Source organism: Comamonas sp. BIGb0152 (assembly GCF_024809975.1).
GTDB lineage: Bacteria > Pseudomonadota > Gammaproteobacteria > Burkholderiales > Burkholderiaceae_C > Comamonas.
The window spans coordinates 1-18,694 of the sequence record NZ_JANUDY010000015.1 but is presented as its reverse complement, the minus strand read 5'-3'; the positions used below and the strand labels follow the sequence as shown (position 1 = coordinate 18,694).

Sequence of the window (18,694 nt, the reverse complement as noted above, 5' to 3'; positions counted from 1 at the left end):
GCGCTACCAGCGCTGCAGCGCTTTGTGACCCACCCCCAAAACCAGTAAGCCGAGTGCTGCGCCCATCAGCACCAGCTTGATGGTGTGGAGTGGCAGGGCCCGAGGCGGGTCCGGATCCGGCTGCGCAGCTGTGACGCCCAGGCTGGGGGAGGCACGGCGCGAGCCCATGTCGTTGGCAGTTGTAAAACCGGCGGCGCTATGGTCCCACATGGTGGATTGACCTGCGCCCCTTTGAAGCAGCACAAAATCCTGGAGCCCCGATACCCATGCATATTCAGCGCCCCCTTGCCTGAGCGCCGCCCACTGGGATGGGTGCCGGCTCGAACGCAGCGCAAAGGGTAATTTGCAGTCGATCTCTGTCGTGATGGGCAAGGCGGACAAGGCCGGGGATCTACCCAAGCCTTGCACCGAACACGGCGGTGAATATGGCAAAGAATGGCCTGCGGAACCATCCGATATCCGCTGCGCAGATACCTGCTGCATCCCCAGCAACAGAAAAAAGGCCAACCCCGACAGCTTGACGAAAAACAATAGGCTTTTCATGGCTTTCTCCTTGAGACCTTCTGCATATTCCCCACCTCAGTATCGATGCGGGTAATCTGTATCTTTCTCTATGGTCAGCGATCTGATAACAGCCTTTGAATTCATTGATCCCGGCATAACCACCACGGGGATATGTTTCAAGACAGAAAATAAAGACAAAATTGTCACCACGCACCGGTCAGCATGCCTCACTCAATGCCAAATCGCTGATAATTTTCGGCTTTGCTTGCGAGAGCTCACTATGCGCCAGCCTTGCCACAAAGAAAAATATTAATTCCAAAACTTATTATTAATTAATCCAATAAATAAGCCTTCATCAAGCCCGCATCTATGAGTCCCCATAAAAATTATCGCCAGGGATTTCCATCATTTTCCGCAGGTATCCCTGCAAGTCTTCCCACCTGGCCCATCAGCGGCAGCGAACGATTCCGGTGACAAAGAAACAGAAATATCAAAATCCCACAACCAATATTTTCTTTTGGCGAAGCGGTTGGCTTCCGCATCCGCCCAGTCGCAGGGATACGGCACGCAGACGAAGGCCGAAGCTCCAGGGGAGACACACGCAGCGGATTGACAGCCCACCGTCGTGTATATAATTAGCCACCTTACTATCAGCCGCCACCATGCAACTCGCTCAAAAGTACAACGCCCTGCTGGACGAAGCCCAGCGGCGCGGCATGCCCGATGTGGCAGGGATTCGCCTCTGCTTCCAGACCCTGTCGCTGGCAGCGGATATTGACCGAGACTGCGCCCGCTTGCTGGCGCCGCATGGCCTGTCGGAAGGGCGCTTTGTGCTGCTGTTCCTCCTGGACGCGGCACCCGATGGCCTGGCGCCCAACATGCTGGCCGAGCGTGCAGGCGTGACCCGCGCCACCGTCACCGGCCTGCTCGATGGCTTGGAACGCGAAGGCCTGGTCGCCCGCCATGCCGAGGCCAGCGATCGCCGTGCCTTGCGCATACGGCTCACGCGCAAAGGCCAGCAAGTGGCACAACAGGTGTTTGCCCAGCACAGCCACTGGATCGCAGGGCTGTACGGCGGGCTGTCTGCCAGCGAGCGCCAGCAGCTGGCCACGCTGCTGGACAAGGTGGCCGCCAACCTGGGGCGCCCAGCGCCATGAGCACTGCCCGCAAAGGCGCCAACCGCGCTGCCGATATCCCCGCCGATGTGCTGCAAGCGCTGTCCAACGGCGAGATCGCCACCGCCACCTTGGCCGAATGCACGGCGCTGGACCAGGCGCAGCTGCTGCGCAAAGTCTTTCCAGACCTCTCTGCCCAGACCCTGCAACAGGCCGATGCGGCTTGTTCGTTGGGCATTCTGGCGCGCATGGGCCGCATGGGCGCGCTGCTGCTGCCTGCGCTGGGCCCCGAAGGCATCGCAAAATGCCGCAGCCAGCGGGCGGATACGGTGCGCGGCTGGGCCTGCTTTATGGTCGGCGCCCAGCCCGGGCTGGCATTGCCAGCGCGCCTCGCCGCCATCCGCAGCTTGGCGGACGATGGGCATTTTGGAGTGCGCGAATGGGCCTGGATGGCCTTGCGCCCCCACCTGGCGCTCGACTTGGACAACGCCCTTGCGCAGCTGACGCCCTGGACCGCCTCAGCATCAGAGCGCCTGCGCCGCTTCGCTTGCGAGGCGCTGCGCCCGCGCGGCGTCTGGTGCGCCCATATCCCCGCCCTCAAGCAAGCGCCGGAGCAAGCCCTGCCCCTGCTGCAGGCGCTGCGCGCAGACCCATCCGTCTATGTGCAGGACTCGGTGGCCAACTGGCTCAACGACGCCGCCAAGGACCAGCCCGACTGGGTGCGCCAGCTGTGCCGCCAATGGCTGCGCGATGCGCCCCCGCCCAGCACCCAACGCATCTGCCAACGCGCGCTGCGCAGCCTTTGCTGAAAGAAGCCCAAGCCATGTCCTGCTACCTTGTCGAACTCTATACCCCCAACGCCGCCTGGCAGGCGCTGCCCGCCGCGCAGCGCCTGTCGTTTCTGGCCGCTATCGGCCAGGGCCTGGGCCAGCTCTCCAGCCTGGGCATCGAGCTGCTGTCTCTGGCAGAAACGGATACCGCCATTGCACAAGCCAGCCAGCACCAGTTCCTGGGCATCTGGCGCTTTCCCCACCCGCAGGCGCGCGATGCCTTGCTCGCAGCCATCGAGGCCAGCGGTTGGTACCAGTACTTTGCACATCTGAATGCGGCCAGCAGTGCAGGTGCGGTGGACACCCACCTGGCAGCGCTGGCGGCGGTCTGACGCGGGTGTTGTGCGTCCTGGTTGCGAACACCATCGTGGGTATGGAGAGCAGCCAAAAGAAAAGCCCGCCTCCTATACAGCGCCCCGTCTGAATCAGCATCCAGGCGGAGGCTACACACGAGGCGAGCCATAGAGCGGTTCAACAAGCCGAGGGACCCTCTGCAAAACTCCCTGCCGTGGTCTGAACGCGGGCTCGGGCGATCCGCTGCGTTGTCTTCCTTGTCAATAGCTACAGCTCGACTGCAAAAGACGCCTTGCGTCTCATCCCGATCCGCGTCCATCCCGCTTGGCGAGGGTTATGCAGAGGGTCCCTAGGACTTGCTGACCTCTGCGCCGTTAACGTCGGCTGTTCGCTTTCAGCCCCTCAGCGGCGCTGTGCGCGGCGCACCGCCAGCATGCCCAGCAGCGCCATGGCGGCCATCATCAGCAGCAGCTTGAAGGTATCCAGCGCAGGCACCGCAGCGGGCACCACCGGCGCGGTACGCACAAGGGTGTTGACGAAGGAGGCGGTATTGCCCGTGGCGGCAGTCACCAAACTCACCGGGGCGGGCAAGCTGCTGCTCCAGGCATAGCCGGCCGGGGCGGCCGGCATCGCAGGCGCCTCGCTCACGGTGCAGCTCGCACCCTGGGGCACATTGGTGATGGCGATCGCACCCGCGTTGCTGCCGCTCAAGGTTACGGCCGTCGTGAAGCTGCCGTCTGCACCGCAGTTGGCGGTAAAGCTGAAGCTGCCGGTAACGCCCGCTGCCGGGCCGCCTGCCACGCTCTTGCTGATCGTAATGTCGGTATTGGCGCGCGCCAGGGTGTTGACCAGCTGCACGCTGTTGGCAGCTGGAGGCGCCGCCATGGTGGCTGTGGCGCTGGGCGCAGGGTCTTCCACCCAGATATGGTTGGCCGGAGGCGCAGGGCGTGTCCCCTCGGTCGCCACACAGCTGCCGCTGGAGATCACGGGCGTGACGGAGACGCTGCCGGTGGTGGGCGTGGTCAAGGTGATGGACGTGTTGATGGCGGGCAGCGCAATGCCATCGCTGCCGGTGCAAGCGACAGAGACCGGGAAGCTAGTGCCCGTCAAGTCAACCGGCGTCACGTTAGCCGGCCAGACCACTTGCTTGGCGATGCTCAGCTGCGCGGCATGGCAGGCGAGTGAAGCCGTGGCAGGGATATTGACCTGGCCAGTGGGCGACACAAAGTCGGTGCCCGGAGTGATGGTGTTGGTCACCGAGGGGGTATTGATGCAAGCCTGGCGGCCGGCATCGGTATTGGGCCATTGCACAGGCACGGTGATGGTGCAACCGCCCGAGGGGATGGTAAAGCCGCTGTTACTGATGGCATTGCTGCCGACTGCGGCGCTGAGGTTGCCTGCCAAACAGGTGTTGCCCACCGCACCTGCAGCCACTACCAGAGGAGCGGGCAGGTTGTCGCTCAGGTTGACGTTGGGGATGGGGTTCGGGGTGCCGTTGGACAGAGAGATGGTCAGCAGCGTGCTGTTGTCGCTGCCGCCCAGGTAGACATCGGTCTTGTCAAAGCTCTTGCTGACCTTGGGCAGGCCGCAGGCGCCGGTCTCGGAGGTGGCGGCGCTCAGGAAGGCTGGACCTACCTTGCCTCGATTCGCCGTCCAAGACTGGTACTGAGCAACGTCAATGAAGGGAGAAACGTCTACCACGGCAAAAACACATGCGCCTTGGCCTGCATTGGACTGCACCGTAGGAATCAGAAGACCGTATACGTTACTCGTAGGGGTTGCGCCAGCAGGAGGAAAGCTAGCTGGTGGTGTCCCCGCCGCCAAATAAAGCGCATTGTTGGCGGGAACATTGTTGATATAAGTAATTGCAGCGCCCGTAAATGGATTCAACCCGGTGAAGGATGGTGAAAAGGGGGAATTGGTATTGAGGGGGAACTGTGTATTATTTTCTGGAGGGCTGATACCCAAGGCAAATGTAGATCCGGTGCCTGCATTCAACCTCGCCACCATCTTGGCGGCATTTCCGGTATTCAGTGCTTCGCAGCAGCCATCCATGAAAAAGACGACGGTGTTGGCCCAACGGTTGGCCACCGCATTCTGGATAACCGCCCAATTGCTGTCGTCGATAGGACTGTAGGTGCCAGCAACAATAACGATGTCATAAGGGCCAGGGGCCGCCGTGAACGTGGTCTGCGAGATGGCATTGGCGTTCCCCAACACAGACATACGCGTGAGGTTGGCTGCGCCCACCACCGCTTCGAACTCAGCCTGCATGTTCTCGTAGGCCGCAATGGCATCTGATCGCTCGACATTCGTCCCCGCAATATTGGTGGTCAGCATCAGAACCTTCTGCGCCATGGCCTGCTGTGCACCTGCGCACAGCAGAAAAGCCGCCATCAGCAGCCTGAAAAACACCAAGAGATTTCTCATTTCATTCCCCATTGAATCTGGTAAGCCACGAGTCGGATGCGCAGGTATCTTCTTTGGAGAGATGGCCAGCATCCGTTTAATCGCATCAAAATGCATCAAAGCTCACAGGCAGGGCGTGCCCCATTCACATCCCCAAGGCTTTGCTTCTCTGAGTGGCATGGCATTGCTCAATGGAATGTCAATTATTGTTATGAGCTATTTTATTTTGACTATGCAAATATAAATGCTATTGACTTATCGATCGTATCTTTTGCACCAAGCAGCCCCAGGGCGTTGCAAATAATTGTCACTTCGGGGGGGAGGTGCTGGCGTTGGGCCAATCGCGTGCAGTGGGCTCAGGGTCCGCAAGCTGCGCAGGGGAAGTTGTCGGGGGGGGGGTTGCAGATACTCCGGCCACCGGGCGGCCAGGCCCGGTGTGCCAACGCGTCTGTTTTGGACCGATTCCCGTTAAAGAGGGCCGCGCCCCTGCCCCGGGGTGCAGCCTTGGTCCGTCAGGCGTAAGCGAGTCGGTCCTGGTCCGTGATGGCCCGCAGCACCCGCGCCGGATTGCCCGCGCTGACCACGCCTTCGGGGACATCCTTGGTGACGACCGCGCCTGCGGCAATGACGCTGCCTGCGCCAATACGGACACCGGGCAGAATCTGCGCGCCCGCGCCGATCCAGACGTTGTCGCCAATGGTGATGGGGAATGCGTACTCCAGGCCCTGGTTGCGCCGCTCGGCATCCAGCGGATGCCCGGAGGTATAGAGCCCGACATTGGGCGCAATAAAGACGTTGTTGCCGATGCAAACCTTGGCGGCATCGAGGATGACCAGGTTCACATTGGTGTAGAAGTGGTCGCCGATCTCGATGTTGAAGCCGTAGTCGCAGACAAAGGCGCCATCGAACACCGGGTTGCGGCCCAGCTTGCCCAGCAGGCTGCGCAGAATCACTTCGCGCTCGGCACGCCGGTGCGCGCCAATTTGCTGAAAGGCAAACAGCTTTTCCTTGGCCGCATCGCGCAGCTGCAGCACGCTGGGGTCATGGTTGGCGTCATACAGCAGGCCGGCTGCGGCTTTTTCCATCTCGGTCATGGGGGTCTCTTGTACAGGCAATGACAGCGTGGCTGGGGGTGGCGGCCTTCAGGCCTGCGCTGCGGCTGCAGCTGCCGGGGGGATGCGCAGCGGAATCGTTACCGGTCCGTCGTTCATCAGGTAGACCTTCATGTCGGCGCCAAAGCGGCCCGTCGCCACCTCCGGGTGCAGCAGGCGTGCCTGCGCCACCACATAGTCGTACAGGCGCTCGCCCTCGGCCGGGGGCGCGGCCTGGGTAAAGCTGGGGCGGTTGCCGCCGCTGGTATCTGCGGCCAGAGTGAACTGGCTCACGATCAGCAGGCCACCGGCTACATCGACTACGCTTTTGTTCATCTTGCCGGCCTCGTCCTGGAAGATGCGCAGCTTGAGCATCTTGGCCAAGAGCTTGTCGGCTTCGGCCTGGCTGTCGCCGCGCTCGGCACAGACCAGGGCCAGCAGGCCATGGCCAATCTGGCCAATCACCTGGCCGTCGACTTCGACGCGCGCTTCACGCACGCGTTGCAATAGGCTGATCATGGGGTGTGGATGTCCGCGCTAGAGGCTGCAATGCAGCAGGTTGTTAGGGTGCTGCGTCGCCAGCATTCTGAGACGCAGTCTCGGTCTGGGTTTGCACGCCCAGGGGCAGCACTTCCATGCTGATGCGCGCTTGGGGCAGCTCGCGCAGCAAGGCCGCTTCGAGGGCCATGCGCAGCTGGGTGGCATGGGCCAGGGTCCAGTCGCCAGGCATGTGCAAATGCATGTCGATAAAGTGCAGGGCACCGGCGCGGCGGGTGCTAAGCTTGTCGCAGTGCACGGCACCACCGGTTTGCGCTTCGAAGCCGCGCACGCAGGCCTCGATGCTCGCCAGCGTTTGCGCATCAATGGCCTCGTCCATCAGCCCTTGCGACGAGCGCCAGACCAGTTGGCCGCCCTCTTTGCAGATATGCAGTGCCACGGCAATGCCCAGCACCGCATCCACCCAGTGCCAGCCCGTGAGCATGGCCAGCAGCAAGCCCACGACGACGCCCAGCGAGGTCCAGACATCGGTCATCAGATGGCGGCCATCGCCTTCCAGCGCTATCGAGCGGTGCGCGCGCGCCGCCCGCAGCATGACCCAGGCCAGCCCGCCGTTGAGCGCCGTGCTGAACATTGACAGCGCAATGCCCCAGCCCAGCTGCTCCAGCGGCTGGGGGTGGATGAGGCGATCCACCGAGGCCCAAAGAATGGCCATGGCCGCGCCAAAGATCAGCAGGCCCTCAAAGCCGGCCGAGAAGTACTCGGCCTTGGAGTGCCCGTAAGGATGGCCCTCGTCCGCCGGGCGCTTGGCAATGGTCACCATGCCCAGCGCAAACAAGGCGCCCACCAGGTTGACCAGGGATTCCAGCGCATCGGACAGCAGGCCCACCGAGCCGCTGACGGCCCAGGCGGTGGTCTTGAGGGCGATGGTGGCAATGGCCACCACCACCGAGATGCGCAGCAGGTTCTCGGGCGTGGTCCAGCGGCTATGCGTTGCAGGGGCTGCGGTGGGGCTCATCGGGTGCCGTGTTGTGGGCGTTTAATTAGAGCAAGCGCGCCTTCACGCTCTTGCCCTTGACCCGGCCGCTGTTGAGCCGGTCCACCGCCTGGTGGGCAATGTCGCGGCTCACGGCGACATAGGTCGAGAAGTCGTTCACATTGATCTTGCCGATCTGCTCTTTGGTGTAGCCAAAGTCGCGCGTCATCGCGCCCAGCACATCGCCGGCGCGGATTTTTTCCTTGCGCCCGCCAATGATCTGGATGGTGCGCATCGCCGGCACCATGGGCTGGTTGGATGCGGGGGTCAGCTCGCTCAGCGGGTGCCACTGCGACTCGCGCCCTTGCAACACTTCGATCTTGCCGACCGAGCCCATCTCGTCCATGCTGGCCAGGCTCAGCGCCAGGCCTTCGGCATCGCCCCGGCCGGTGCGGCCAATGCGGTGGATGTGGACTTCGGCATCGGGTGTGGTGTCCACATTGATGACGGCGGCCAGGTTGGCGATATCGAGGCCGCGCGCGGCCACATCGGTGGCCACCAGCACGCTGCAGCTGCGGTTGGCAAATTGCACCAGCACCTCGTCGCGCTCACGCTGCTCCAGCTCGCCAAACAGCGCCAAGGCGCTCACGCCCTGGGCCTGCAATACCTCGACCAGGTCGCGGCACTGCTGCTTGGTGTTGCAAAAGGCGATGGATGATTCAGGCCGGAAATGCGCCAGCAGCTGGGAGACGGCATGCAGGCGCTCGGATTCCTTGACCTCGTACCAGCGCTGTTCGATCTTGTGGGCGCTGTGCTGCGAGGCGACCTTCACCGTTTGCGGATCGCGCATAAAGCGCTCAGCCAACTGGGCAATGCCCTCGGGATAGGTGGCCGAGAACAGCAGGGTCTGGCGCTCGGCCGGGCACTGGCTGGCGACGGTGACGATATCGCCGTAAAAGCCCATGTCCAGCATGCGGTCGGCCTCGTCCAGCACCAGGCTGTTGAGGGCAGCCAGGTCGATCGCGCCGCGCTCCATCAGGTCCATCACCCGGCCGGGGGTGCCAACGATGATGTGGGCGCCGTTTTCCAGGCTGGCAATCTGGTTGCGCGAAGGCACACCGCCATAGACGGTGACCACCTTGATGTTCTCTTCGGCGCGCGCCAGGCGGCGGATCTCGGTGGCGACCTGGTCGGCCAGCTCGCGGGTGGGGCAGAGCACCAGCGATTGCACGGCAAACCAGCGCGGGTTCAGGCGGGCGAGCAAGGCCAGGCCAAAGGCGGCCGTCTTGCCGCTGCCGGTGCTGGCCTGGGCAATGACATCCTTGCCTTGCAGCGCAAAGGGCAGGCTGGCCGCCTGGATCGCCGTCATCTGCGTGTAGCCCAGCTGCTGCAGATTGGCCTGCATGGTCTGGCCCAGAGGCAGTTGGCTGAAAGAGCTGGCGTCCGCTGCGTTGGCGGTGGTGTTGGTTGCGTTCATGGCGCAATTATCCCGCGCCCGGCCTGGCAGCCGCTGGCGGCCCTGCGGGTACCCCTGAATCCGGCCTTGACGCAGCCCGCCACCCGTGCCGACCGCCAGCAACACCGGGCCTTGATTTGTCACGCCAGGGCCCAAAAGCAGATGCACAATGGTGCATGACCTTTACCAAACCTGCTTTTACCGCACCGACCAGCCACCGCACGGCTTCCTCCGCGCTGGCGCAGGTCCAGGCCATTTATGCCGAGCAAATCGGCTTTCTGCGCCAGGCCATGCAACGCTTTGTGGCCGGCGAAACCCCAGCCGCCCCTTACCGCGCCTGCTACCCCTTTGTGCGCCTGCACACCCGCACGGTGGCCCGGGCCGACAGCAAGCTCGCCTATGGCTTTGTCGAAGGCCCCGGCCACTACGAGACCACGCTCACCCGCCCCGACCTGTTTGCCGGCTACTACGCCGAGCAGTTCCGGCTGCTGATCGAGAACCACGGCGTAGAGCTGGAAGTGGGCACCAGCAACCAGCCCATTCCCATCCATTTCTCGTTTGCCGACAACGACCATATCGAAGGCCAGCTGAGCGCCGAGCGCCGCATGCTGATGCGCGATGTGTTTGACCTGCCCGATCTGCATGCGATGGACGACGGCATCGCCAACGGCACCTGGGAGCCCAAGCCGGGCGAGGCGCAGCCGCTGTCGCTGTTTACCGCGCCGCGCATGGACTATTCGCTCCAGCGCCTGCGCCACTACACCGGCACCCTGCCCGAGTGGTTCCAAAACTTTGTGCTGTTCACCAACTACCAGTTCTATATTGACGAGTTCATCCGCCTGGGCCGCGCCGAGATGGCCAAGCCCGACAGCGAGTACATCGCCTTTATCGAGCCGGGCAATGTCGTCACCCGCCGCCAGGGCCTGGCGCCCGAAGCGGTGGACGCGCTGGGCAACCCGCCGCCACGCCTGCCGCAAATGCCCGCCTACCACCTGGTGCGCGCCGACCAGTCGGGCACCACCATGGTCAACATCGGCGTGGGCCCGGCCAATGCCAAGACCATCACCGACCACATCGCCGTGCTGCGCCCCCACGCCTGGATGATGCTGGGCCACTGCGCCGGCCTGCGCAACAGCCAGCAACTGGGCGACTATGTGCTGGCCCACGCCTATGTGCGCGAGGACCATGTGCTGGACGAAGAGCTGCCGCTGTGGGTGCCCATCCCGGCGCTGGCCGAGATCCAGGTCGCCCTGCAGCAGGCGGTGGCCGATGTGACCCAGGTGCCCGAGGACGACCTCAAGCGCTTTATGCGCACCGGCACTGTGGCCAGCACCGACAACCGCAACTGGGAGCTGCTGCCCGACAACACGCCCCAGCGCCGCTTTAGCCAGAGCCGGGCCGTGGCGCTGGACATGGAAAGCGCCACCATTGCGGCCAATGGCTTTCGCTTCCGTGTGCCCTACGGCACTTTGCTGTGCGTGAGCGACAAACCCCTGCATGGCGAGATCAAGCTGCCCGGCATGGCCAACCACTTCTACCGCGAGCGGGTGGACCAGCACTTGCGCATCGGCATGCGGGCGGTCAACATCCTGCGCGAAGGCGGTGTGGACCGCTTGCACAGCCGCAAGCTGCGCAGCTTTGCCGAGGTGGCATTCCAATAAGTTGCGCTCCCCAGCGGCGCTTCGCACCGCCCCCTACTCCAATGCCAGCACGACCGTGCTGGCTTTTTTACTTATGGGGAACTACCTAACTGCAAACCCTGTGGATAACTGGGCGCCTCACTTCCACAATGGTCGGCGGGCCGTAAAGAAGCCTTTGCGCCCGCACCATAACAACCAGGAGACACAGTGACAACAGCCATCCTCCCTTCACTCAGGCGCCTGATCCCCCTCACCGCCGTTGCCAGCGCCGCCCTCACCCTGGCCGCCTGCGGCAGCGGCGGCTCCCACAGCTTTAACTTTGACGAGGCCAGCCAGGCGCTGGCCAAGCAGCAGGTGGCCGCCAGCCAGATCGGCCTGCCCACCAGCGGCGCCACGGTGACCTCGACCGAAACGCCGAGCGCCGCCACGGGCGCCCAGCCCCCCGCATCGGTGCGGGCCAATATCTCCATCGCCCCGGTTGACCCTGGCGCCCCCGCCATCAAGATGGGCCTGCTCTTGCCCAAGGAATGGAACGGCAAGGTGGTGATGGTGGGCGGTGGCGGCTACAACGGCGTGATGCCCAGCCTCTACAGCTACCCCGCAGCCCCCGCCAGCCAAGGCGCCTATCCGCTGCTGAACCAGGGCTATGCGGTGTTTGCGAGTGATTCCGGCCACCAGGCGGGTGCGGCCGGCAGCCGCGATGGCAGCTTTGGCACGAATGACGAGGCCGTCGCCAACTTCTCGGGCGCTGCGCTCAAAAAGGTCAGCGATGTGGCCGATGTGCTGGTCACCCGCTTTTACGGCAAAAAGCCGGACAAGCGCTACTTTATGGGCGGCTCCACCGGCGGGCGCGAGGCGCTGGCCGTGGCCCAGAAATGGCCGTCCGAATGGGATGGCGTGGTGGCCTGGTACCCGGCCTGGAACGCCGCCAGCCTGGATCTGCAGTTTGGCCGCATCAGCCGCGCCTTTGCCCAGCCCGGCGCCTACCCCAGCCTGGGCCAGCGCAAGCTGCTGCGCCAGGCGGCGCTGGAGAAGTGCGATGCGCTCGACGGCGTGCAAGACGGCGTGGTCAGCAATGTGGCCGCCTGCAACAGCCAGTTTGACCCGGCCACTGCCACCGTAGGCGGCCAGCCGCTGCGCTGCGCCGGCGGCGCCAGCCAGGACGGCTGCCTGTCCGACGCGATGATCAGCGCGCTCAAAACCTACAACAGCGAAATCCGCTTCAGCGCCCCGCTGGGCAGCGGCGAGACGCAGTACCCCGGCTTCAACGTCTGGGGCTCGGAGCTGGGTGAGGAAGGCAGCAGCCCGCTGCAGCCCACCGTCAACCTGCTGGCGATGAACACCACCGCCCCGGCCAGCCCCGCGCCGCTCACCGCCCCGTACTGGGCGGTGTTCTGGGACCAGTGGGTGCGCTACTTCGTCACCCGCGATGCCAACTTTGATGCGCTGTCGCTGGACCCGCAAAACCCCGGCCCCTGGACCGACCGTATCAACCAGCTCACCAAGCTGCAGGACATCAACAGCACCGACCTCTCCGCCTTCAACAAGCGCGGCGGCAAGCTGCTGATGGCGCATGGCACCGCCGATGTACTCGTCAGCACCCGTGCCACCGCGCAGTACTGGCAGCGCCTGGAGCAAACCATGGGCGCCCCTGCCGTTAAAAGCTTTGCGCGCTACTACGAAGTGCCCGGTTATGGCCACGCGGCCAGCACCGCCTTCAATGCCAACTGGGATTCGCTCAAGGCACTGGACCAGTGGGTGACCGCCGGCACCGCCCCGGGTGCCCAGGTGGTCAGCGACACGGCCGGCGTGCCAGGCCGCACCCGGCCGCTGTGCGAGTACCCGACCTGGCCGCGCTACAAGGGCAGTGGTGATGTGAACCTGGCCGACAGCTACAGCTGCCAAACCAACTAAAGCAAAGTAAGTAAGCAAGCCAGCAAAACAAAAGCATCTGGACGCCCTTCTTCAGGGCAGCCAGATGCTTTTTTATCGAATAAATCCAACGCGGTGCTGAGCGGTCGCTCAGCAGCCGCTTACTCCGCCACGCGGGGCTTGACCAGCGCAGCCGCCTTTTTGGCATTGTCACGCGCCGCATCGGTATCGGCCGCACGCGCCAGCGCCACACCCATGCGGCGGCGCACAAAGCTCTCGGGCTTGCCAAACAGGCGGACTTCTGTGCCGGGGATCTGCAAGGCCGCATCGACACCGTCAAACACAATGCCTTGCGCATCCACACCGCCATAGATCACGGCGCTGGCGCCAGCCGTCTTCAGGCTGGTGTCCACTGGCAGGCCCAAAATGGCGCGGGCATGCAGCTCGAACTCGTTTTGCCACTGGGTGATCATCGTCACCATGCCGGTGTCATGCGGGCGGGGACTCACTTCGCTGAACCAGACCTGGTCGCCCTTGACGAACAGCTCCACCCCAAACAGGCCCAGGCCGGCGGGCTCGCCGTTCAGGCCGGTGCCCAGGTCGCTGGTGATGGCGCGGGCGATATCTTGCGACAAGGTCAGCGCGGCAGGCGCCATGCGCGCGGGCTGCCAACTCTCCACATAATCGCCCTGCACCTGCACATGGCCGATGGGATCGCAGAAATGGGTCTCAATCTGGCCAGCGGCATTCTTGGCGCGCACCGTCAGCAAGGTGATTTCGTAGTCAAAGTCGATAAAGCCCTCGACGATGATGCGCCCGCCCTGCACCCGGCCGCCTGCCATCGCGTAGTCCCAGGCCTTTTCCACATCGGCCGGGCCATCGATCTTGCTCTGGCCCTTGCCCGAGCTGCTCATCACCGGCTTGACCACGCAGGGGTAGCCAATGCCGCCATCGATGGCCGCTTGCAGCTCGGCCAGGCTGTCGCAGAACTGGTAGGGGCTGGTGGGCAGGCCCAGGGTTTCGGCCGCCAGGCGGCGGATGCCTTCGCGGTCCATCGTCAACCGGGTGGCGCGGGCCGTGGGCACCACGCGCACGGTGCCGGCCGCCTCCAGCGCCTGCAGTGCGGGCGTGGCAATGGCTTCGATCTCGGGCACCACCAGGTCGGGCTTTTCGGCCTCAATCAGCGCCGCCAGTTGGGCGGGATCGCTCATCGTGATGCTGCGGGCATGGTGGGCCACTTGGTGACCGGGTGCGTTGTCATAGCGGTCCACCGCCACCGTCTCCACGCCCAGGCGCTGCAAGGCAATCAGCACCTCCTTGCCCAGCTCGCCGCTGCCCAGCAGCATGACTTTGGTTGCGTTTTTGGTGAGCGGAGTGCCGAAGGTGGTCATATCAGGTCTTGTCAACAAAGGGGCTGCGGCGCAGCGATGGGGGGCATTTTAGAACCCCCGCCTATCCCCCCGCAGCGTGTCACCGAGTTTGTGTGGCAGTGCACCACCTGCCGCTATGATCCTGCCACCGGGCTTGCCGATAGGCACTGCAGGGCGGATGCAGGCCAGCCCCTCTCCCAGCAACAGGACCCAAGGAAGACAGATGACGATCCAGACCGTAGGCGTAATTGGTGCAGGCACCATGGGCAACGGCATTGCGCAGACCTGCGCAGTGGCGGGGCTGAATGTGGTGATGGTGGACATTTCGGAAGCCGCCGTGCAAAAGGGCTTGGCAACGGTGGGCAGCAGCCTGGACCGCCTGATCAAGAAAGAAAAGATCACTGAGGCCGACAAGGCCGCCGCGCTGGCCCGCATCCAGGGCAGCACCCGCTATGAAGACCTGCAAAAGGCCCAGCTGGTGATTGAGGCGGCCACCGAGAACTACGAGCTCAAGCTCAAGATCCTGCAGCAGGTCGATGCGCTGCTCGACCCTTCGGTGATGCTGGCCTCGAACACCTCGTCAATCTCGATCACCCAGCTGGCAGCGGCCACCAAGCGCGCGGACAAGTTCATCGGCATGCACTTTTTCAACCCCGTGCCGATGATGGCGCTGGTGGAAGTGATCCGGGGCCTGCAGACCAGCGATGCCACGCATGACGCGGTCAAGGCGCTGGCCGAGGGCCTGGGCAAGTCGCCGATCAGCGTGAAGAACTCGCCCGGTTTTGTAGTCAACCGCATTCTGGTGCCGATGATCAACGAGGCCTTCTATGTGCTGGCCGAAGGCATTGCCTCGGCGCAGGATATCGATGACGGCATGAAGCTGGGCTGCAGCCACCCGATTGGCCCGCTGGCTCTGGCCGACATGATTGGCCTGGATGTCTGCCTGGCTGTGATGGAGGTTTACCTGAAGGACTTTGGCGACAGCAAGTACCGCCCCTGCCCGCTGCTCAAGGAAATGGTCGCCGCCGGCCAGCTGGGCCGCAAGACCGGCAAGGGCGTTTACAGCTACGCCTAAACGCAGGCTCCCGCGCCACCCAGCGATTTCTGGCCCATGCCCGCGCTACGCAGCACCCCGATCTGGAAAAAGGCCTTGCCGGTAACTGCACTAGTGCTGGCCTTGGTGGCCTGTATGGCGGGCTTTCGCATCTGGAAGCAAAACCTCGAAGACGCGCCGGTCGATGCGCTTTACCGCGACTACCTGGCCTATGTGGCCGCAAGGGTGCCCGCCGCTGATTTGCACCTCAAGCGCTACTACCAGCGCTACGGGCGCGACACGGTGGCGGCCAAGCACTTCAAGCCCCTCTGCCGCAGCGTGACGGCCATGGCAGACCAGCAAGCGCTAGACCTGGGCGCCAGCGAGTGGCACACCCTGGCCGGGAGCTGCCGCAGGCCGCTGGCCCAGGAAGAAATCCATATCCTGCCCTGACGGCACCACCATCACACACACAACACAGAGACAAGCATGCCAACACCCAACCTCTTCAAAAAAGCCATGGCCGCTGGCCAGGCCCAGATCGGCCTGTGGTCGGCCTTCCCCTCGCCCTATATCACCGAGCTGCTGGCCGGCAGCGGCTACGACTGGATCATGCTCGACACCGAGCATTCGCCCAACGATGTGCCCCAGGTGCTGCAGCAGCTGCAGGCGGTGGAGGCCGCTTTGCAGCCCCGCCCCACCAGCGCCGTGGTGCGCCCGGCCTGGAATGACCCGGTGCTCATCAAGCGCTACCTGGACATTGGTGCCCAGACCATTCTGATCCCCTTTGTGCAAAACGCCGACGAGGCCCGCGCCGCTGTGCAGGCCATGCGCTATGCACCCCAGGGCATTCGCGGCATGGGCGGCTCGATGCGCGCCAGCAACTTTGGCCGTGATCTGCAGTATGTGGACGATGCTGACAAGGAACTGTGCCTGCTGGTGCAGGTAGAAACCGCGCAGGCGCTGGACCAGATCGAGGCCATCGCAGCCGTCGATGGGGTGGACGGCATCTTCATCGGCCCGGCAGACTTGTCGGCCAGCATGGGCTACCCCGGCCAGCCGCGCCACCCGGTGGTCAATGCCGCCATTGACGACGCCATCACCCGCATCCGCGCGGCCGGCAAGGCGCCCGGCATCCTGATGGTGGACGAGGCCCGCGCCCGTGAATGCCTGGCGCTGGGCGCGCAGTTTGTCGCCGTCTCCATGGACCTGATCCTGCTGCGCACGGCCGCCGATGCGGTGGCGGCCAAGTTCAAGGACAGCAGCGGCCAGGTGGTGCAGACCGCCTACTGATGCAGCGGGCTGCATGCGGGCCGAGAGCGCGTCTGCGCAGGCAGACCGCAGGTGCAGGCTGCGCCGCCAGCAGCAGCGGCACCGCCCAAGGCTGGGCCTATCACCCCCATTATTCAAATGGGTTTTCGCTCTCCCCCTCCGTTCAATTTACAACAGCAGCCCGTCCATGCCTGATGCTGCAGCCCATCACGGCGCACATCGCGCTGATGCTGGCCCTGCGGCTGTTTTGCGGGGTGTGCCAACACCGGGTTATGGGCCAGGTTGTACAACCTCTTACTTGAACATTTGGGTTTGTCATTCACCTGCGCTGGTGCTGTTGGTACTATGGGGGCGCGATGACTGAATGATTTAAAACTATTGGAATAGACGACACGATAGCTAATTTGAACGTCGTGTGCGTGTACGTTTGACCGATACCGGCCTGTAGCTGCAGCTGCAGGTAGCCACCATCCCCGCATGCATGCTGGAGCTCAGCCACTGCACGCTGGAGATGCAGCCAATGACCCGACAGATCCACCAGCTGCGTGGCCCCCTGGCCGCAACGCTACCCGCCGCTTCTAGCCGAAGCACGTTTAACCTACCCTCAACCAGGATCTAAATATGACTACTCTCGAAAAAGTTCTGTACACGGCCAACGCACACACCACTGGCGGACGTGACGGCGCATCGCGCACCGATGATGGCCGTCTGAATGTGCAACTGAGCTCCCCCGGCACCAGCGGCCAGGGCACCAACCCAGAGCAGTTGTTCGCTGCAGGCTATTCCGCCTGCTTCATCGGCGCCATGAAGGCCGTCGCAGGCAAGCAAAACCTGGCACTGCCCGATGGCCTGTCCATTGACGCCGAAATCGACCTGGGCCCCATCCCCAATGCCTACGGCATTGCCGCACGCCTGAAGATCAACCTGCCTGGCATGGACAAGGCCGTTGCAGACAAGTTGGTGCACGACGCCGACCTGGTCTGCCCCTACTCCAACGCTACCCGCGGCAACATCGATAAGACCCTGACCGTGGTGGTGTAAGCCTCCTTGCTGATCGACTGACCAGCTCCAGTACGGCCGGCGCATGCCCTGCATGCCCGGCCTTTTTTTGCGCCCCCAGGTTCAAATGGGGCGTCACAGGAAGGGCGCACAATGGCAGCTATGCAAGACATTGACGACCATCCGCCCGGCCCGCAGGCCGACCACGCCTACGCCGCACTCACCCCCGATGTGGTGCTCGATGCCCTCGCCTCCGTGGGCCTGTGGGGCGATGGACGCTTGAACCCCCTGTCCTCTTACGAAAACCGCGTCTACCAGGTCTGGCTGGAGGACGGCAGCAAGGTGGTCTGCAAGTTCTACCGCCCTGGCCGCTGGAGCGACGAGGCCATCGCTGAGGAGCACCAGTTCTCGCAGCAGCTGGCCGATGCTGAAGTGCCCGTAGTCGCGCCCCTGCAGCTGGGCGGCCACAGCCTGCTGCAGCATGGCGGTTTTCGCTTTTCGGTATCGCCCTGGCGGGGCGGGCGCCAGCCCGATCTGGACGATTGGGAAGTGCTCGAATGGGTGGGCCGCTTTCTGGCCCGCATCCACACCGTCGGCGAGGCCCAGCCCTTTGCGCACCGCCCCAGCATCAACGCCCAGGACTTTGCCCGTGAGCCCCATGACTGGCTGATGCAGCACGAGTGCATTCCGCTTGGCCAGCGCAGCGCCTGGAGCGATGCCTGCCGCCGCGCCACCGACAAGCTCTGCCAGATCATCGACCCGGACAGCGCCAGCGGCCATTTTGCAGCGGGCAGCTACCGCAGCCTGCGCCTGCATGGCGACTGCCACCCGGGCAATGTGCTGTGGGTGCCGCCCGAGCACCAAGGCGGCGGCCCGCATTTTGTCGACCTGGATGACACCCGCAGCGGCCCAGCGGTGCAAGACCTGTGGATGCTGCTGTCGGGCGACCGCCAGCAGCAAAGCGCGCAGCTGTCGACCTTGGTGGAAGGCTATGAACAGTTCCGCCCCTTTGACCGGCGCGAGCTGCTGCTGATCGAGCCACTGCGCACGCTGCGCCTGATCCACTACAGCGCCTGGCTGGCGCGGCGCTTTGACGACCCGATCTTTCCGATGCACTTTCCCTGGTTTGGCAGCGAGGCCTACTGGCAGGAGCAAACCCAGATGCTGCAGGCGCAGATCATCGCCATGGATGAGGCGCCGCTCTCCGTTTGATCGATGGTGCCTAGGGATCCTCTGCATCACCCTCGCCAAGCGGGATGGACGCGGATCGGGATGAGACGTAAGGCGTCTTTTGCAGTCGAGCTGTAGCTATTGACAAGGAAGACAACGCAGCGG

At 63.8% G+C, this 18,694-nt stretch carries 18 protein-coding genes; 11 read left to right on the top strand and 7 right to left on the bottom strand.

Going from position 1 to position 18,694, the window contains the following annotated elements; genetic code table 11:
- Window positions 1–3 precede the first annotated feature (3 nt).
- The gene (locus M2375_RS21615; RefSeq protein ID WP_259170325.1) at window positions 4–543 is read right to left on the bottom strand and encodes a hypothetical protein; all 540 of its coding nucleotides are present in this window, start codon (window positions 541–543) and stop codon (window positions 4–6) included.
- Between the two features lie 623 nt (window positions 544–1,166).
- Here M2375_RS21615 and M2375_RS21610 point away from each other — a divergent pair.
- Genes M2375_RS21610 through M2375_RS21600 form a run of 3 tightly spaced genes read left to right on the top strand, consistent with a single transcriptional unit; the run spans window position 1,167 to window position 2,781 of the window.
- Entirely contained in the window at window positions 1,167–1,661 is a 495-nt protein-coding gene (locus M2375_RS21610) for a MarR family winged helix-turn-helix transcriptional regulator (protein WP_259170324.1), read from the top strand.
- Window positions 1,658–2,428, top strand: coding sequence for a DNA alkylation repair protein (locus M2375_RS21605; RefSeq protein ID WP_259170322.1), 771 nt, complete (start codon window positions 1,658–1,660; stop codon window positions 2,426–2,428). Before M2375_RS21610 ends, M2375_RS21605 begins: the two co-directional genes overlap by 4 nt.
- A gap of 14 nt (window positions 2,429–2,442) precedes the next feature.
- Window positions 2,443–2,781 (top strand): DUF6616 family protein, encoded by a 339-nt coding sequence (locus M2375_RS21600; RefSeq protein WP_259170321.1) that lies wholly within the window; start codon window positions 2,443–2,445, stop codon window positions 2,779–2,781.
- Window positions 2,782–3,145: 364 nt separating this feature from the next.
- On the opposite strand, the gene M2375_RS21595 is transcribed toward M2375_RS21600, so the two are convergent.
- A complete protein-coding gene (locus M2375_RS21595; RefSeq protein WP_259170320.1) occupies window positions 3,146–4,444 on the bottom strand; it encodes a DUF5979 domain-containing protein in 1,299 nt (432 codons plus the stop codon).
- A gap of 589 nt (window positions 4,445–5,033) precedes the next feature.
- On the opposite strand from M2375_RS21595, the gene M2375_RS21590 reads away from it, so the two are divergent.
- Window positions 5,034–5,396 (top strand): hypothetical protein, encoded by a 363-nt coding sequence (locus tag M2375_RS21590; protein ID WP_259170319.1) that lies wholly within the window; start codon window positions 5,034–5,036, stop codon window positions 5,394–5,396.
- Between the two features lie 268 nt (window positions 5,397–5,664).
- Here M2375_RS21590 and M2375_RS22500 read toward each other — a convergent pair whose 3' ends face one another.
- From M2375_RS22500 to dbpA, 4 genes are read right to left on the bottom strand one after another with little or no spacing between them, the layout of a single operon-like run.
- A complete protein-coding gene (locus tag M2375_RS22500) occupies window positions 5,665–6,246 on the bottom strand; it encodes a sugar O-acetyltransferase (protein ID WP_310473194.1) in 582 nt (193 codons plus the stop codon).
- A 48-nt stretch (window positions 6,247–6,294) separates the two neighbouring features.
- On the bottom strand, window positions 6,295–6,762 hold the full coding sequence (gene dtd, locus M2375_RS21575) for a D-aminoacyl-tRNA deacylase (protein ID WP_259170318.1): 468 nt from the start codon (window positions 6,760–6,762) through the stop codon (window positions 6,295–6,297).
- Window positions 6,763–6,805: 43 nt separating this feature from the next.
- Entirely contained in the window at window positions 6,806–7,759 is a 954-nt protein-coding gene (locus M2375_RS21570; RefSeq protein WP_259170317.1) for a cation diffusion facilitator family transporter, read from the bottom strand.
- A 25-nt stretch (window positions 7,760–7,784) separates the two neighbouring features.
- On the bottom strand, window positions 7,785–9,194 hold the full coding sequence (gene dbpA / locus M2375_RS21565) for an ATP-dependent RNA helicase DbpA (RefSeq protein WP_259170316.1): 1,410 nt from the start codon (window positions 9,192–9,194) through the stop codon (window positions 7,785–7,787).
- Window positions 9,195–9,349: 155 nt separating this feature from the next.
- Here dbpA and M2375_RS21560 point away from each other — a divergent pair, with 155 nt between their 5' ends.
- Window positions 9,350–10,834 (top strand): AMP nucleosidase, encoded by a 1,485-nt coding sequence (locus M2375_RS21560; protein WP_259170314.1) that lies wholly within the window; start codon window positions 9,350–9,352, stop codon window positions 10,832–10,834.
- A 186-nt stretch (window positions 10,835–11,020) separates the two neighbouring features.
- Window positions 11,021–12,727, top strand: a complete 1,707-nt coding sequence (locus tag M2375_RS21555) for a tannase/feruloyl esterase family alpha/beta hydrolase (protein WP_259170313.1) — start codon at window positions 11,021–11,023, stop codon at window positions 12,725–12,727.
- Between the two features lie 119 nt (window positions 12,728–12,846).
- Here the strand turns inward: M2375_RS21555 and purT are convergent, their stop codons facing one another.
- Complete coding sequence (gene purT / locus M2375_RS21550; protein ID WP_259170312.1) at window positions 12,847–14,076, bottom strand: formate-dependent phosphoribosylglycinamide formyltransferase; 1,230 nt, start codon at window positions 14,074–14,076, stop codon at window positions 12,847–12,849.
- Window positions 14,077–14,233: 157 nt separating this feature from the next.
- On the opposite strand from purT, the gene M2375_RS21545 reads away from it, so the two are divergent.
- The 5 genes from M2375_RS21545 (at window position 14,234) to M2375_RS21525 (ending at window position 18,571) form a co-directional block, all read left to right on the top strand.
- On the top strand, window positions 14,234–15,130 hold the full coding sequence (locus M2375_RS21545; RefSeq protein WP_259170311.1) for a 3-hydroxybutyryl-CoA dehydrogenase: 897 nt from the start codon (window positions 14,234–14,236) through the stop codon (window positions 15,128–15,130).
- A 36-nt stretch (window positions 15,131–15,166) separates the two neighbouring features.
- Window positions 15,167–15,541 carry a hypothetical protein gene (locus M2375_RS21540; protein WP_259170310.1) on the top strand — a complete coding sequence of 125 codons (375 nt, stop codon included), beginning with the start codon at window positions 15,167–15,169 and terminating at the stop codon, window positions 15,539–15,541.
- Between the two features lie 36 nt (window positions 15,542–15,577).
- Complete coding sequence (locus M2375_RS21535) at window positions 15,578–16,381, top strand: HpcH/HpaI aldolase/citrate lyase family protein (RefSeq protein ID WP_259170309.1); 804 nt, start codon at window positions 15,578–15,580, stop codon at window positions 16,379–16,381.
- 600 nt (window positions 16,382–16,981) lie between these two features.
- Window positions 16,982–17,401, top strand: coding sequence for an organic hydroperoxide resistance protein (locus M2375_RS21530; protein ID WP_259170308.1), 420 nt, complete (start codon window positions 16,982–16,984; stop codon window positions 17,399–17,401).
- Between the two features lie 111 nt (window positions 17,402–17,512).
- Window positions 17,513–18,571, top strand: coding sequence for a serine/threonine protein kinase (locus tag M2375_RS21525; protein WP_259170307.1), 1,059 nt, complete (start codon window positions 17,513–17,515; stop codon window positions 18,569–18,571).
- The last annotated feature ends 123 nt before the right edge of the window (window positions 18,572–18,694 follow it).